17 protein-coding genes are annotated in these 13,871 nt (G+C 68.5%); 14 read left to right on the top strand and 3 right to left on the bottom strand.

Translation table 11 applies throughout. The annotated features are described in order from the left end of the window. Positions 1 to 34: 34 nt before the first annotated feature. Entirely contained in the window at positions 35 to 2,125 is a 2,091-nt protein-coding gene (locus ABNX08_RS29650) for a penicillin-binding protein 1A (RefSeq protein WP_022539284.1), read from the top strand. A 31-nt stretch (positions 2,126 to 2,156) separates the two neighbouring features. Then, positions 2,157 to 3,410 carry an arsenic transporter gene (locus ABNX08_RS29655; RefSeq protein ID WP_022539285.1) on the top strand — a complete coding sequence of 418 codons (1,254 nt, stop codon included), beginning with the start codon at positions 2,157 to 2,159 and terminating at the stop codon, positions 3,408 to 3,410. Between the two features lie 9 nt (positions 3,411 to 3,419). Here ABNX08_RS29655 and ABNX08_RS29660 read toward each other — a convergent pair whose 3' ends face one another. Next, positions 3,420 to 3,611 (bottom strand): hypothetical protein, encoded by a 192-nt coding sequence (locus ABNX08_RS29660; RefSeq protein WP_022539286.1) that lies wholly within the window; start codon positions 3,609 to 3,611, stop codon positions 3,420 to 3,422. A 331-nt stretch (positions 3,612 to 3,942) separates the two neighbouring features. Here ABNX08_RS29660 and folE point away from each other — a divergent pair, with 331 nt between their 5' ends. Both folE and ABNX08_RS29670 read left to right on the top strand, forming a co-directional pair. Further along, positions 3,943 to 4,704, top strand: coding sequence for a GTP cyclohydrolase I (gene folE / locus ABNX08_RS29665; protein ID WP_022539287.1), 762 nt, complete (start codon positions 3,943 to 3,945; stop codon positions 4,702 to 4,704). A 59-nt stretch (positions 4,705 to 4,763) separates the two neighbouring features. Next, positions 4,764 to 5,207, top strand: coding sequence for a BLUF domain-containing protein (locus tag ABNX08_RS29670; RefSeq protein ID WP_022539288.1), 444 nt, complete (start codon positions 4,764 to 4,766; stop codon positions 5,205 to 5,207). A 163-nt stretch (positions 5,208 to 5,370) separates the two neighbouring features. On the opposite strand, the gene ABNX08_RS29675 is transcribed toward ABNX08_RS29670, so the two are convergent. Together ABNX08_RS29675 and ABNX08_RS29680 are read right to left on the bottom strand one after the other, a co-directional pair. After that, the gene (locus ABNX08_RS29675; protein WP_041682184.1) at positions 5,371 to 5,625 is read right to left on the bottom strand and encodes a hypothetical protein; all 255 of its coding nucleotides are present in this window, start codon (positions 5,623 to 5,625) and stop codon (positions 5,371 to 5,373) included. A 170-nt stretch (positions 5,626 to 5,795) separates the two neighbouring features. After that, on the bottom strand, positions 5,796 to 5,960 hold the full coding sequence (locus ABNX08_RS29680; protein ID WP_041681830.1) for an FmdB family zinc ribbon protein: 165 nt from the start codon (positions 5,958 to 5,960) through the stop codon (positions 5,796 to 5,798). Positions 5,961 to 6,647: 687 nt separating this feature from the next. On the opposite strand from ABNX08_RS29680, the gene ABNX08_RS29685 reads away from it, so the two are divergent. The 10 genes from ABNX08_RS29685 to ABNX08_RS29730 all read left to right on the top strand — a co-directional run bounded on the left by ABNX08_RS29685 (position 6,648) and on the right by ABNX08_RS29730 (position 13,789). Next, entirely contained in the window at positions 6,648 to 7,250 is a 603-nt protein-coding gene (locus tag ABNX08_RS29685; protein WP_022539290.1) for a response regulator transcription factor, read from the top strand. A gap of 86 nt (positions 7,251 to 7,336) precedes the next feature. Further along, complete coding sequence (locus ABNX08_RS29690) at positions 7,337 to 7,564, top strand: hypothetical protein (protein ID WP_349608843.1); 228 nt, start codon at positions 7,337 to 7,339, stop codon at positions 7,562 to 7,564. Next, positions 7,521 to 8,042 carry a hypothetical protein gene (locus tag ABNX08_RS29695; protein WP_022539291.1) on the top strand — a complete coding sequence of 174 codons (522 nt, stop codon included), beginning with the start codon at positions 7,521 to 7,523 and terminating at the stop codon, positions 8,040 to 8,042. The genes ABNX08_RS29690 and ABNX08_RS29695 overlap by 44 nt, the downstream gene beginning before the upstream one ends. Beyond that, the gene (locus ABNX08_RS29700; protein ID WP_349608841.1) at positions 8,035 to 8,175 is read left to right on the top strand and encodes a hypothetical protein; all 141 of its coding nucleotides are present in this window, start codon (positions 8,035 to 8,037) and stop codon (positions 8,173 to 8,175) included. The genes ABNX08_RS29695 and ABNX08_RS29700 overlap by 8 nt, the downstream gene beginning before the upstream one ends. After that, positions 8,165 to 8,905 (top strand): histidine kinase dimerization/phospho-acceptor domain-containing protein, encoded by a 741-nt coding sequence (locus tag ABNX08_RS29705; protein WP_022539293.1) that lies wholly within the window; start codon positions 8,165 to 8,167, stop codon positions 8,903 to 8,905. The genes ABNX08_RS29700 and ABNX08_RS29705 overlap by 11 nt, the downstream gene beginning before the upstream one ends. A 21-nt stretch (positions 8,906 to 8,926) precedes the next feature. Beyond that, complete coding sequence (locus tag ABNX08_RS29710) at positions 8,927 to 9,979, top strand: HAMP domain-containing sensor histidine kinase (protein WP_022539294.1); 1,053 nt, start codon at positions 8,927 to 8,929, stop codon at positions 9,977 to 9,979. Continuing rightward, positions 9,925 to 10,395, top strand: a complete 471-nt coding sequence (locus tag ABNX08_RS29715; protein WP_051369982.1) for a response regulator — start codon at positions 9,925 to 9,927, stop codon at positions 10,393 to 10,395. Before ABNX08_RS29710 ends, ABNX08_RS29715 begins: the two co-directional genes overlap by 55 nt. Before the next feature lie 79 nt (positions 10,396 to 10,474). Next, on the top strand, positions 10,475 to 10,816 hold the full coding sequence (locus ABNX08_RS29720) for a hypothetical protein (protein WP_022539296.1): 342 nt from the start codon (positions 10,475 to 10,477) through the stop codon (positions 10,814 to 10,816). A 69-nt stretch (positions 10,817 to 10,885) separates the two neighbouring features. Continuing rightward, complete coding sequence (locus ABNX08_RS29725; RefSeq protein ID WP_022539297.1) at positions 10,886 to 12,277, top strand: MFS transporter; 1,392 nt, start codon at positions 10,886 to 10,888, stop codon at positions 12,275 to 12,277. A gap of 123 nt (positions 12,278 to 12,400) precedes the next feature. Next, a complete protein-coding gene (locus ABNX08_RS29730; protein WP_374063693.1) occupies positions 12,401 to 13,789 on the top strand; it encodes an IS4 family transposase in 1,389 nt (462 codons plus the stop codon). Positions 13,790 to 13,871: the final 82 nt, after the last annotated feature.

The raw sequence follows: 13,871 nt of genomic DNA on the forward strand, positions 1-13,871 counted from the left end.
CTACGACGGCACGGCCAGCGGGTAGAATGCGCGCATGAAAAAAATCGCAGTCAAGGCAGGCGGCGCCGCGCTGGCGCTGGCTGCGGCCGGCATTCTGCTTGCCGGCTTTGCCGCGGTGGTGAGCCTGCGGCAGCTTCCTCCCGTTGACGCCCTGCGCGACTACCGGCCAGACGTGCCGCTGCGGATCTACACCAGCGACAACGTGCAGATCGGCGAATTCGGCAGCGAGCACCGCGAGTTCATTCCCTTCGAGCAGATTCCCACGCGCATGGTCAAGGCGCTGCTGGCTGCCGAGGACGACCAGTTCTACCAGCACGAGGGCGTCGATATCCCCGGCGTGTTGCGCGCGGCGCTGGCCAACCTGGGCCAGGGCTATGCGCAGGGCGCGTCGACCATCACCATGCAGGTGGCGCGCAACTTCTACCTGTCGCGCGAGAAGACGCTGGCACGCAAGTGGTATGAAATGCTGCTGGCCTGGCGCATCGACCAGTCGCTGTCCAAGGACCGCATCCTCGAGCTGTACATGAACCAGGTCTACCTGGGCGAGCATGCCTATGGCTTCGGCAGCGCCGCGCATGCGTATTTCGGCAAGCCGCTGGCCGCGCTGTCGCTGGCCGAGACAGCGATGCTGGCGGGGCTGCCCAAGGCACCGTCGACCATGAACCCGGTGGTCAATTTCCCGCGCGCCAAGCGGCGCCAGGAATATGTGCTGGGCCGCATGCTGGCGCTCGGCATGATCAGCCAGGACGACTACCGCGAGGCCCGCGCCGCACGCCTCGCCATCTCCAATGACAGCCCCGGCAGCTTCGCCGGTCATGCCGAGTACGTGGCCGACCTGGCGCGCCAGCTGGCCCGCGACCGCTTTGGCGACGAGGCCTATACGCGCGGCCTGAACGTCTACACCACGGTGTCGTCGGTGCGCCAGACGCTGGCCTACGACGCGGTGCATGGCGGGCTGGAAGGCTACGCGCGCCGCCACCGCAAGGCAATCAAGGCGCTGGCGCAGGGACCGCAGGCGGCGCTGGTGTCGCTGGACTGCGCCACCGGCGCGATCGAGGCGATGATGGGCGGCGCCGACTTTGCCGCCAGCCGCTTCAACCACGCCACCCAGGCGCTGCGCCAGCCGGGCTCGACCTTCAAGCCCTTCGTTTATGCGGCGGCGCTGGAGCACGGGGTATCGCCCGGCACAGTGATCAACGACGCACCGCTGGCCAACAGCTCGCGCTGGCAGCCTTCCAATGACGATGGGCGCTTTGTCGGCCCGATCACGGTACGCCAGGCGCTGGCCGAATCGCGCAACCTGCCTGCCATCCGCACGCTGCAGGCAATCGGCATCCCGTATGCGGTGGAGTTCGCCAGCCGCTTCGGCTTCTCGCCCAAGCGGCTGCCGCGCTACCTGCCGCTGGCGCTGGGCACCGGCACCACTTCGCCGCTGCGCCTCGCCGCTGCCTACGGCGTGTTCGCCAATGGCGGCCACCGCGTCGAGCCTTACCTGATCGAGCGCATCACGGACAGCGAAGGCAACGTGCTGTTCTCCGCCGGCAACGGTCAGGGGGCCGAGGGCACGGCGCCGCCGCGGGTGATCAGCGAGCGCAATGCCTTCGTAATGGACAGCCTGCTGCGCAGCGTGGTCGACGACGGCACCGGCGCGGGCGTGCGCCGCTACCTGCGCCGCGACGACGTGGCCGGCAAGACCGGCACCACCAACGATTCGGTCGACGGCTGGTTCGCGGGCTATGCCGGCGGCGTGGTCACGGTGGCGTGGATGGGCTATGACGACAACCGCAGCCTGGGCGAGCATGAATTCGGCGCCACCACCGCGCTGCCGGTCTGGGCCTCCTACATGGAAGGCCGCCTCGCCGGCGTGCCAGTGCCTGAGGCGCATGCGCCGGCTGGCGTGGTGCGCGTGGGCGATGACTGGATGTATGCGGAGTATGCCGACAGCAACCGCGGCATCGCCTCCCTTGGCTTCCCGCCGCCGGCCACCCCGTCCCCGGCCCCCGTCGCCAGCAACGAGCCCGCGGCGCCCGCGCCGACGCCGGTAACCAGCGAGGCCATCGGCCTGCCCACCCCCGGCGCTGCACCGCAAGCGACGCCCATTGCGCCCGTCGACCCCAACCTGTAGTCCCTTCCCCACCATCACAACAACAATACCGATGTCCAGCCACAGCCCACTGCTGATCTGGTCGGTCGCCGCGCTGACCACGGCCGGCGTCCTGTTCCGCCCTTTTCGCCTGCCCGAGGCCTTCTGGGCCGCCGCCGGCGCCCTGCTGCTGTGCGTGACCGGCCTGCTGGCGCTGCCCGACGCGCTGGCGGCGGTGATGCGCGGCTATGACGTGTACCTGTTTCTCGCCGGCATGATGCTGATCTCCGAACTGGCCCGCAAGACCGGCCTGTTCGACCACGTCGCCGCACTGGCGGTGCGCCAGGCGCGCGGCTCGGCGCTGCGGCTGTTCCTGCTGGTGTACGGCTTCGGCACGCTGGTGACGGCGTTCATGTCCAACGATGCCACCGCGGTGGTGCTCACGCCGGCGGTGCTCGCCGCCACGCGCGCGGCGCGGGTCCGGCATCCGCTGCCTTACCTGTATGCGTGCGCCTTTATCGCCAACGCGGCCAGCTTCGTGCTGCCGATCTCCAACCCCGCCAACCTGGTGATCTTCGGCGAGCGCATGCCGCCGCTGGCGGCCTGGCTGGCGAGCTTCGCGCTGCCGTCGCTGGCCGCGATCCTGGCTACGCTGGCCGCCCTGTGGTGGACCCAGCGCGATGCGCTGTCGGAGCCGATCGAACACGACGTGCCGGTGCCGCCGCTGTCGCTGCAGGCCTGGCTGACGGCGCTGGGCATCGTGCTGACCGGCATCGCGCTGCTGATCGCCTCGCTGCGCGGCAGCGACCTGGGCTGGCCCACCTTTGCTGCTGGCGTGGCGACGCTGCTGCTGGTCTGCGCCACGCGGCGCGAGCTGCTGGCGCCGGCGCTGCGCGAAGTGTCATGGGGCGTACTGCCGATGGTGGCGGGCTTGTTCGTGCTGGTAGCGGCGCTGGAGCAGACCGTGGTGATCCGCCACCTGGCCGACGCGGTCGAGGCCGCGTCGCGCCACGGCGGGGCCGGCGCGCTGCTGGCGGTGGGCGCGGTGGTGACGCTGGCGGGCAATATCGCCAACAACCTGCCGGCCGGATTGATCGCCGCGTCGGCGCTGGCTGCCGGGCATGCGTCGCATGCCGTCACCGGCGCGGTGCTGGTCGGCATCGACCTTGGCCCCAACCTGTCCGTGACGGGGTCGCTGGCCACGCTGCTGTGGCTGACCGCGCTGCGGCGCGAAGGGCATATGATCAGCGCCGGCCAGTTCCTGCGCGTGGGGGCCGTGGTCATGCCGGCAGCGATGCTGCCGGCGCTGGCGTTGCTGCTCTGGTAAGCGGCGGCCTCAGCCGGTAGGGGTGCCGGCGGTGGCCGGCGTGCGTGCTGCCGGCAGCAGCGGCCGGCGCAGGCCGGGCGCGGCCAGGCGTGCGGCGCTGGCGTGGTGTTCCGCCACGCCCGTTTCCACCGGTGCCGCCGGCAGCGGCACCGTCACGACATGGAGCAGCATCAGGCTGCTGCACGGAAAGGCAATCGGCATGGTCTCGTTGTCCCGACAAGAGTATGGCCGCCCGATGCAGCGGCCGGTCGCCGGCGGCCTTCCTTCATCGGGCCGCCTGGCGGGTGCACCCATTATGTGCGCTTGTCGGCGCCGTGCGGGGCGGGCTTGAGCGATGTCATGAACTATTCACGGAAGGGCGTACGGTTGTGGCGTACTCGGCCCACCGCCGCCCGCATGGCGGCTTCCGTGGCGGGTTGTTCGGCCCGTGCATCTGCCATATAGTGGACCCGGCACACCCGCGCGGCGGCGCCGCCGCCGCGCGCAGTGCAAGCCTCTGGCAGCTCTCGATGCAATCCGGACACCCCGACTCATGACCAGCAAGGACGCGGCGCACCGCGCGAAGGAATTCAGCCCGGCCGAAGACCACGCCCACGGCAAGGAGCATGGCGCGGCCCCCACCGTCTCGTCCCGCATCCGCGCCCGGCTGCAGGCCGCGCAGGAGCGCTTCCACGCCAACGACAATATCGCGCCCTACCTCGAGCCGGGTGAGATGGAACAGTTGCAGACCGAAGTGCAGGCGCGCATGGAAGACGTGCTGCGCGCGCTGGTGATCGACGTCGACAATGACCACAACACGCAGGAAACCGCGCGCCGGGTCGCCAAGATGTACCTGAAAGAGATCTTCGCCGGCCGCTATGCCAAGGCGCCGGCGGTGACCGAATTCCCCAACGTCGGCCAGCTCAACGAGCTGATGATCGTCGGCCCGCTGCGGGTGCGCAGTGCCTGCTCGCACCATCTGTGCCCGATCATCGGCAAGCTGTGGGTAGGCGTGATGCCGAACCAGCATTCCAACCTGATCGGCCTGTCCAAGTACGCGCGGCTGGCCGAATGGATCATGTGCCGGCCGCAGATCCAGGAAGAGGCGGTGGCGCAGGTGGCCGACCTGCTGCAGGAGAAGATGAACCCCGACGGCCTGGCCATCGTGATGGAGGCCGAGCACTTCTGCATGCACTGGCGCGGGGTGCGCGACACCGACGCCAAGATGACCAACAGCGTGATGCGCGGCTCGTTCCTGAAGGACGACAGCTTGCGCCGCGAATTCCTCACGCTGCTGAACAACAACCGCGGCTAGAGGCCCCGCCCCAGGATCACGCCCCTTAAGCCACGCCCGATACCGGAGCCGCCACGATCATGCTAGTCCGCCTGCTCTATGCCAGCCGCGCCCGCCAGCCCATCGACGCCGCCCTCCTCGATGCGATCCTGGCCACCAGCCTCGAACGCAATCCGCGCCACGGCATCACCGGCGTGCTGTGCCATGGCAACGGCATGTTCCTCCAGGCGCTGGAAGGCGACCGGCAGGACGTGTCGCAGCTGTACCAGGCGATCGCGCGCGATCCCCGCCATCACGACGTGACGCTGCTGCATTTCGAGGAAACCTGCGCGCGCGACTTCGCCGGCTGGGCCATGGGCCAGGTCAATGCCGCGCGCATCAACACCGCCACGCTGCTGAAGTTCTCGGCGCGCGCCGAACTGGATCCATACCGCACCTCGGGCGCGGCCTCGCTGGCGCTGCTCAAGGAGCTGATCGCGGGCGCGTCGGTGGTCTCGCGCACCGGCGAACGCGGCCGTCACTGAGCCATCACGAGCGGTCACTGCGCCGCAACTGCGTCGCATCTGAACCGCCCGGGCTGTCCTGCGGCGGTCCTCGCATCATCTCCTCGCTGCCTGCGGCACTTGGGCCGCAGTCCTTTCCGCGCTAAGCACCCGCACCCGCAGCGCTAGCCCGTGCCCCGGCGCGCTAGGCAGTCACCTGGCCGAACAGGCCGCATTCCAGGTCGCTCTCGAACTCCTCGACCCAGACCGAACCGGGTCCGGCCTCGTAGATACTCTGCTTGTCCGTGCCCGCCCGGCGCACGCTGACACGGCGCGCCCCGCCGCCGTTGCTCTCATCGGAAATATCGAACATCTCGGGCGCCAGTCCGACCTGCATGCACACCTGCGTGACCTGTTGCTGCTCGTCGGCGGGAAATTGTGAGAACGGTCTCGTAGCCATGGCATCCTCCGTCAAGGTTGAGATCGCCGCTTGCGCGCAGCGCGAACGTGCGTGGCACACCATGCGCCACGCATGAAAACAGGCGTGCCGTTGTCATCCAACGGCGGCACGTCGCGCGCCGCCGCACCATGGCGGCGGCGCGCAGACCCTCCAGGGATTGTTGTTCGGACTCAGCTCTTGCGCTGGGTCACTGCCACGAACGGGGCCGGCGCGTGCTGCACGGACTGGCTGCCGCAATTCGGGCAATTCGGATGGGAAGAGGTATGTTCTGCGAGATGCTCGGTTTTCTCGAACACATGGCCGCACTTCTCGCAGCGGTATTGGTAGACGGGCATGGCATTCCCTCACGCGGTGCACACGCCGCGGGCGCCGCAAGCGCCACCCGGCCGTGGCCGGATGCTGCGCCGCACACGATGCCGGACGCGTGTCAGGTTCATTCTAGGACAGCGATTTGCCACGCGCAGCGTGAAAGTTTCGTTACACGACATGCCTGGCTCCGGGGCCTGCGAGCCGGGGCCATCGCAAATCCACTTGCCGTCGCGGCGGTTTTCGGCCTCGCAATGATTTCAGACAAAAGACCTGGCACTGATGTCGCGGATCAGGCCATGAAATCGCGCGCAATCCCGGGCCAAGTGCGCCGGCCCGGCGCCTTACTCTCTGGCTGGTCATGCCTGTCCCACATCGCGCGCCGGGCCGCCCCCTCGCGGCCCGATCCCGGAACTAGCCAAATTGCGATTCAACGGGGCGAGGAACATAGCCAGAATGCGGAATTTGTGCTGACGCAATGACCTGGCGCAACCGGAACCGGCCGGTTGCCATCCCGATCCGGAGACGCTGTGCAATGAATCACCCCACCCCGACTGGTGTCGTGCCCGCGTGGCCGCGCTGTCCCCCCACTTGTGCCGGACACGGCCGACACCCCATCCCACCCGTGCGCTGCGCCGGGCAGCATCGCGCACGCCACGCCCCATGGAACTCCCGGGGCCGTCCAATTTCAGTTTCTTGAGCAAAGGATCCGAGGTATGCACGACCGAGTCATACGTGTCGCCCTGGCGGACGACCACCCGCTGGTCGTGGCCGCCCTGCGCGGCTGCCTGCAGCGCACCGCCGGCGTCGAAATCACTTGCGAATGCCGCAACGGCACCGAGTTGCTGGGCGCGCTGGACAAGCATCCGGCCGATATCGCCATCACCGATTTCTGCATGGGCCACGGCGATGCATCGCTGGACGGCTTCAACCTGCTGAGCCGGCTGGCGCGCCGCCATCCGCGCACGCGCGTGGTGGTGATCAGCGCCCAGACCAATCCCGCCATCATCCGCCGCACCATGAAGCTGGGCGTGCGCGCCTTCGTCAGCAAGGAAGACCCGCTGGAGGACGCGGTGCGCGCCTGCATCCACGTCGCGCTCAGCGACAACAGCTGCTTCCATTCGCCTTCGGTGCGGGCCATCCTGGAGCACGCCGCGCTCGCCGGTGCGCCTGCCACCGAACTCACGCAGCGCGAGCTGGAAGTGGTCAGGCTCTATGCGCAAGGCTTCCAGCTGACCGACATCGCCAGCAAGCTCGGCCGCTCGGTCAGCACGATCTCCAGCCAGAAGACCGTGGCCATGCGCAAGCTCGGCGTGTAGACCAATACCAGCCTGATCCGCTACGCCTATGAGAATGGCCTTATCTGACGCAGCCGGTCCTGGGGCAGCCGCCTGAGCGACGGCCGATGCAGCAAGACCTCGACCGTACCCGGGAATCGCTGGCCAGCGCCTTCGATACGCTTTCCGACAACGCCCGCCGCCAGCAACACCTGTACTCGGTGACGATCGCGGTGCTGATCGCCATCGTTTTCCGGCCTGCTGCTCGCCGGCCTGGCGGCGGGCAAGCACCTGGACTACCGCCGCAGCCACGTGTCGCAGTACGTGGCCTCGATCGCGCAGTTGCTGCACAATGAATCGTCGTTCCTGCGGCGCACCATGCTGACGATCCGCTACTACCCTGACGCGCGTGCGCCGGACCCGTCGCGCCATGCCGGCTACGAGGCGTTCCGGCGCACTGGCGCGGCCAGCGCCCACGTCGAGGCCGTGCGCAAGGATTACCACCTGCTTGCCGCCGATGCGACGCAGCGCGCCTGGGGCGCCGCGCTGCCGGCGCAGTTCGTGCGCCAGCGCGATATCGCGCTGGCGACCGTGGCCACGCAGCAGGCGTTCGATCTCGGCCACGGCGCCTACGCGGTCTCGCTCAACGAAGACAGCGCCATTGTCATCAGCCAGCCAGACGCCGGCGCGCGCGCCCCAATGGCGCTCGACCCGACGCTGATCCCGCTGCTGGCGCACGCGGCTCACGCAGGCGCTGCTGGACCGCACCGGCCACGCCGTGCCGGGGCGCGACGAGCAGGTCTGGGTCGGCCCGCTGCGCCATCCGGTGGATGATTCCCCCATCATGGTGCTGGCCGGCGCCGCCTATGTCGGCAATACCCCGGACATGCTGGTGGCCGCGCGCGTGGCCGGCATCGGATGCCACCCTCCGGGAGATCAGCGCGCGGGCGCGCCATATGTCGCATGATTCGCTGCACTACACGCGCTTGGGCGTGCTGCTGGTGCAGGAGTTGCGCGCGGAGTTCGGGCTGCTCGCCTACTACCTGCCGTACCGGATGCTGGCTTCCGCACTGGCGGCTGAACTCGCCGTCATCCTCGGCGCCATGCTGCTGCTGGTGAGCGCGATCGTGCTGAGCGCGCGCTACTGGAGCCGGCACCTGCTGCGGCGCACGCACGCCGAAGCCTCGCGCGCGCTGGAAAGCGAACTGATGAACCACATCCTGGTCAGCGCCACGCGGGTCGGCCTGTGCATCGTGCGCCAGCGCGACTACGCCGTGCTGATGTCCAACCTGCTGGCCGATACGCTGCTGCAACTGCACGGGCGCGAGCGCCTGCTGCCGGATGCCGTGGCCGATGGCTTCGACAGGCAGCCGCGCCGCGGCGGGGGCGGCCAGGCCGCCAAGTCCGCCATTGCCAGCTTTACCGTCGCGGCACCGCCGGAAGCCGCCGACGCGCAGCGCCCTGCCGGCGAGGGCGGGCAGCGCTTCCTGCAGGTCACCTACGCGCCGGCGCGCTATCGCGACGACGAGGTGCTGTTCTGCGCCGTGCAGGACTGCACCGCACAGCAGGCGCTGCAGGAGCAATTGCGCTCGGCGCAGCAGGCCACCGAGGCCATGATGCGCGTGCGCGCCACCTTCTTTGCGGCCATGAGCCACGAGATCCGCACGCCGCTGAATGCGCTGCTGGGCAACCTCTAACTGCTGGCGCGCAGCGCCGGCATGGAAGCCTGTGCGCCGCGGCTCAAGGTGCTCGACACCGCGGCCGAGTCGTTGCGCCGCATCGTCAACGATGTGCTGGACTTCTCCAAGATCGATGCCGGCAAGCTCAGGCTGATCAACGAACCCTTCCGCCCCATCGATGCGCTGGAAAGCCTGGCGCTGACCTACGCGCCGATGGTGGCTGGCCGCGCAATCCGCTTCCACCTGTACCTGTCGCCATCGCTGGACGTGGAAGTCATCGGCGACCGCACGCGGCTGGTGCAGGTGTTCAACAACCTGCTCAGCAACGCCTTCAAGTTCACCGCCAGCGGCCGCATCACGGTCAGCGGCGATCTCCGCCAGGACGAGCACGGCACCCAACGGCTGGTCTGCCGCGTCAGCGACTCCGGCATCGGCATGCCGCCGTCGCTGCTCGCCCGCGCGTTCCAGCCGTTCGTGCAGGGCGATGCCGTCAGCGTCAGCCGCCATGGCGGCACCGGGCTGGGGCTGTCGATCTGCGCGCGGCTGTGCGAGCTGATGGGCGGCAGCATCGCGGTGGACAGCGTGCAGGACGTGGGCAGTGCCTTCACGGTGTCGATTCCGCTCGCGCCGTCGCCGGAACCGGCGCTGTCGCTCGATTCGCGGAGCGGCCATGTGATGGTGCTGTACCAGGACGCGCGCACCGGGGATCATCTCGAAGCGTGGCTGAATGCGGCGGGCTGGCGCACCAATGTGCTGGGCTCGCTGGCTGCGGTGCAGGAAACCCTGCATTTCAAGGCGCCCCAGGTCATCGTGGCCACCGACGAGTATCCGCTGGAGACGCTGGCCAGCCTGCGCGAGGCCACCCCGATCACGTGGTGTGGGTCACGCTGGAGGGCCCGCACCGTGCGCACCAGCGTGCACCCGGCGTCCTGGAGGTCACCGGGTTCAGCCACCGTGCGCTGCTTGAGTGCGTGGCGTTGGCGGTCGACAGTGCGGCGCCGGCGCCCGGGCACGCACCGCCACAGCGACTGCCTGCATTGGCCGCGGCAACGGCGGCGCCAACGATCCTGGTCGCCGAGGACAACCCGCTGAACCAGACCCTGATCACCGAGCAGCTGCAGACGCTCGGCTGCCAGCCGATCGTGGTCGGCAATGGCAAGCAGGCGCTGGCGGTGCTGGAAAGCACGCGTGTCGACGCGATGCTGACCGATATGCACATGCCGGTGATGGACGGCCACGAACTGCTGAGCGCGGTGCGCGCGCAGCATCCCTGCCTACCGGTGCTGGCCTTCAGCGCATTCACGAGCGAATCGTCCGAAGACTGGCAGCAGCGCGGATTCAGCGGGTACGTCGCCAAGCCGGCGTCGCTGCAGGACCTGCAGGCGTGCCTGCGCGGGCTGCCGGGGCTGGCGGACATCGGTGGCGCGGGGGGTGGCGCTACGGGCGCTGGCAGCGGGGACGCACCCGTGGATATGGGCGGGGGGCGCCACGGCTGCCGGTATCGATGACAATATCTCCACTGATTCCGATTGCGATTCCGCTACCGACAACCCCGCCGACACTGCCAACCGCCGACGCTACGAAACCATGCTGCGCAGCCAGCTCCGGCACGACCTGCCGGAACTGGCCCGCATCGTGGCGCTGCGGGGCCTGCCAGCCCTGCAGCGCTGGGCGCACGCAGCGGCAGGCGCCTTCATGATCGTGCGCCGCAAGTCCATCGTCGGCGAGTGCCGGGCGCTGGAACGAGGCCGCCGCAGGCTGGACGCCGGCCGCCTCGGCCGCGGCCGAGGCGCTGCAGGCGCGGCTGCAGCGCTATATGAAGGCCGGGGAGGCACCCGGATAGCGCCGCAGCGGCGGGCCCTCGCGCATACGGTGCGGCCCGCCTACCACAATTGGCGGATTTGCGAGTGCCGCCACGCCGGACGATAATGGCGGTGCCGTGCCCTGGCCGCCACCCTGGCTATTCCTGGCGCGGCATTGTCTTCAATGTCTCCCCCCATGCAGCCAGAACAAGGCCTCCCCCAGCCACAGCGCACCTGGGCGATCCTCACCGTTTTCTGCGGCCTGATCATGGCCGTGCTCGATGGCTCGATCGCCAACATCGCCCTGCCGTCGATCTCGCGCGAGCTGCACTCCGACCCGGCCAGCACCATCTGGGTGGTCAACGCCTACCAGCTGACAGTGACCGTGTGCCTGCTGCCGCTGTCTTCGCTGGGCGATATCCTCGGCTACAAGCGCGTGTACCGCGCCGGGCTCGCAACCTTCCTGGTGGGCTCGCTGCTGTGCGCGCTGGCGGTCAACCTGCCGATGCTGGTGGCGGCACGCGTGCTGCAGGGCATCGGCGGTGCCGGCATCATGAGCGTCAATACCGCGCTGGTGCGGTTTATCTATCCGCCCACCAAGCTGGGCCGTGGCATCGGGCTGAACGCGCTGGTGGTGGGCGTGACCATCGCCGTGGGTCCGTCGCTCGGGGCGCTGATCCTGGCGGTGGCGAGCTGGCAGTGGCTGTTCGCGGTGAACGTGCCGGTGGCGATCTTCGCGCTGGCGCTGAGCCGCACCGCGCTGCCGGCGACGCCGCCACAGCCGCGCGATTTCGACTATCCCAGCGCGGCGCTGTCGGCGCTGGTGTTCGGCATGTTTATCCTCAGCGTGGACGGGCTCGGGCACGCCGGCTGGCGCATTGCCGGCGGCGTGGGGCTGGCCGCGGCCGTGGCGCTGGGCTGGCTGCTGGTGCGGCGCCAGCACGGACGGGCCGCGCCGCTGGTGCCGGTGGACCTGTTCGCCAGCCGCGCCTTTACGCTGGCGGTGGGCACGTCGTTCTGCTCGTTCATGACGCAGATGCTGGCCTTCGTGGCACTGCCCTTCTACCTGGAGTACCAGCTCGGCCGCTCGCTGCAGCAAACCGGGCTGCTGATCACGCCCTGGCCGCTGATGGTGGCGGTGATGGCGGCGGTATCGGGCCGGCTGTCGGACCGCTACCCGGCGAGCATCCTGGCCGGCGTCGGGCTGGCCATGCTGGCGGGCGGGCTGGTCGGGCTGGCGACGCTGGGGCCGGATGCGAGCAGCCTGGATATTGCCTGGCGCATGGCAATGTGCGGCACGGGCTTCGGTTTCTTCCAGTCGCCCAACAATCGCGCCATGATCGGCGCCACGCCGCCGGAGCGCAGCGGCGGCGCCAGCGGCGCGCAGGCGACCACGCGGCTGCTGGGTCAGACGACCGGCACGGCGGTGGTGGCGCTGTTGTTCAGCCTGGCGCCGACCGGAGCGGCACGTATCGCGCTGTATGTGGCGGCGGTCGTGGCGACGCTGGGGGCGGTGATCAGCCTGAGCCGGTTGCGGGACACGAATGGCGTGGAGCCCGCGCGCACGGCGGTGGAGCCGGACGCTTAGGGATTCCGCACACCGATTGTGTGGCCCCTCTCCCGCAAGCGCTTGCCTTTACCCACATCTCGATAGGAAAGGTTGTAAACCGGATTGGACGGTGTTAACTTCGGGTGAAGTTGACAATCAGTGGTGGCAATTTTGCCTGATACGGAAGATCTGGAAGACTGGGCCAGCGACGAATTCGGTGGCGCTCAGTTGGGCGATGCACGTCGCACGCAGCGCCTTGTGGCATTGGCGCGCGGACTGGCGCAAAAAGCCCATGTTTCGTTCCCGCAGGCCTTGAGTGGTGCCCAACTCAAGGCGGCATATCGCTTCTTTGATAATGAGGCGGTCGACCCGGACGGAATACTGGCGAGCCACGTCGTTCAAACCGTGGGTCGCATGCAGCAGGTGCCTGTCGTCCTGACGGTGCAGGACACCACGGAATTCAATCTGGCAAATTTGCCCGCGACTGAGGGACTTGGTCACGGCACGGGCGGCAATTTGCACGGATTCATGTTGCACAGCGTGCTGGCGGTGACGCCTGAGGGCCTGCCACTGGGCGTGTTGAGCATGAAGACGTGGGTGCGTGCGCCGCAAGCATCGGGCAAGGCCAGGCAGCGCCGGGCGCTGTCCATTCGCGAGAAGGAAAGCGTGAAGTGGCTGGAGGGGCTGGAATGCCTTGAGCCGCTCAAGATGCAGTGTCCGGACACGCACCTTGTTGCCGTCAGCGATCGCGAGGGCGATGTGTATGACGTGTTTCTGGCGCCGCGCCCAGCGGGGGTGGACTGGTTGGTGCGGGCCGCCTGGAATCGGGGCGTGGACCACCCAGAGAAGTATCTGTGGGAGACGGTTGCCGCGGCTCCTGTACTTGGGGAGACCGTACTGCACGTGCCCAGGTCCGGCGCCAGGCAGGCACGTAGTGCCCGACTGGCTTTGCGCTGTGTGCCGGTCCAACTGCGAGCGCCGCGCAGCCGCGGTGCAGAGGGGCTACCGAGTCTCGAAGTGTTTGCCATTCACGCGCTGGAAATCGAGCCGCCCGAAGGCGTTGAGCCGCTCGAATGGATGTTGCTCAGTTCGATGCCCACCCAAACGCTGGAAGATGTGCTCGAACGGCTGAGCTGGTACGCCCGGCGCTGGACCATTGAATCCTGGCATCGTGTCCTGAAAAGTGGCTGCCAGATCGAGGCCCGGCAGTTCGGGACGCTGGAGCGGTTCCTGCGGGCCACGGCGCTGTTCGCCGTGATCGGCTGGCGCATTATGTACGCGACCATGCTGGGCCGGCTCGAAGCCGATATCCCTTGCTCGGTGCTACTGCAATCGCTCGAATGGCGGGCTTTGTACTGCCGCACGCACGGCACCACCAAGCCACCGGAGCAGGCGCCCAAACTCAGCGAAGCTGTCCTTTGGATCGCCAAGCTCGGTGGCTACCTGGGTCGCAAAAACGACGATCCCCCGGGAGCCACCGTCCTGTGGCGCGGCTTCCTCGCCCTGCACGAAATCACCGAAATGTATCGGATCTTCCAGAAAAACGAGTAAGCCGCCGGAAGTTGTGGGTAAAGGCAAGCGCAAGCGGGAGAGGGGAGCAAACCGTCGGGATCGGGACGTCTCGCTACACGCT

Source organism: Cupriavidus sp. DF5525 (genome assembly GCF_040149425.2).
Lineage (GTDB): Bacteria > Pseudomonadota > Gammaproteobacteria > Burkholderiales > Burkholderiaceae > Cupriavidus > Cupriavidus pickettii_A.

What these genes read in the sequence shown, in the direction of transcription:
- folE (WP_022539287.1), top strand. Translation starts at nt 3,943, where the DNA reads ATGACCAGCAAGGACGCGGCGCACCGCGCGAAGGAATTCAGCCCGGCC.
- ABNX08_RS29685 (WP_022539290.1), top strand. Translation starts at nt 6,648, where the DNA reads ATGCACGACCGAGTCATACGTGTCGCCCTGGCGGACGACCACCCGCTG.
- ABNX08_RS29705 (WP_022539293.1), top strand. Translation starts at nt 8,165, where the DNA reads ATGTCGCATGATTCGCTGCACTACACGCGCTTGGGCGTGCTGCTGGTG.
- ABNX08_RS29650 (WP_022539284.1), top strand. Translation starts at nt 35, where the DNA reads ATGAAAAAAATCGCAGTCAAGGCAGGCGGCGCCGCGCTGGCGCTGGCT.
- ABNX08_RS29670 (WP_022539288.1), top strand. Translation starts at nt 4,764, where the DNA reads ATGCTAGTCCGCCTGCTCTATGCCAGCCGCGCCCGCCAGCCCATCGAC.
- ABNX08_RS29690 (WP_349608843.1), top strand. Translation starts at nt 7,337, where the DNA reads ATGCAGCAAGACCTCGACCGTACCCGGGAATCGCTGGCCAGCGCCTTC.
- ABNX08_RS29710 (WP_022539294.1), top strand. Translation starts at nt 8,927, where the DNA reads ATGGAAGCCTGTGCGCCGCGGCTCAAGGTGCTCGACACCGCGGCCGAG.
- ABNX08_RS29675 (WP_041682184.1), bottom strand. Translation starts at nt 5,625, where the DNA reads ATGGCTACGAGACCGTTCTCACAATTTCCCGCCGACGAGCAGCAACAG.
- ABNX08_RS29660 (WP_022539286.1), bottom strand. Translation starts at nt 3,611, where the DNA reads ATGCCGATTGCCTTTCCGTGCAGCAGCCTGATGCTGCTCCATGTCGTG.
- ABNX08_RS29655 (WP_022539285.1), top strand. Translation starts at nt 2,157, where the DNA reads ATGTCCAGCCACAGCCCACTGCTGATCTGGTCGGTCGCCGCGCTGACC.
- ABNX08_RS29680 (WP_041681830.1), bottom strand. Translation starts at nt 5,960, where the DNA reads ATGCCCGTCTACCAATACCGCTGCGAGAAGTGCGGCCATGTGTTCGAG.
- ABNX08_RS29725 (WP_022539297.1), top strand. Translation starts at nt 10,886, where the DNA reads ATGCAGCCAGAACAAGGCCTCCCCCAGCCACAGCGCACCTGGGCGATC.
- ABNX08_RS29720 (WP_022539296.1), top strand. Translation starts at nt 10,475, where the DNA reads ATGCTGCGCAGCCAGCTCCGGCACGACCTGCCGGAACTGGCCCGCATC.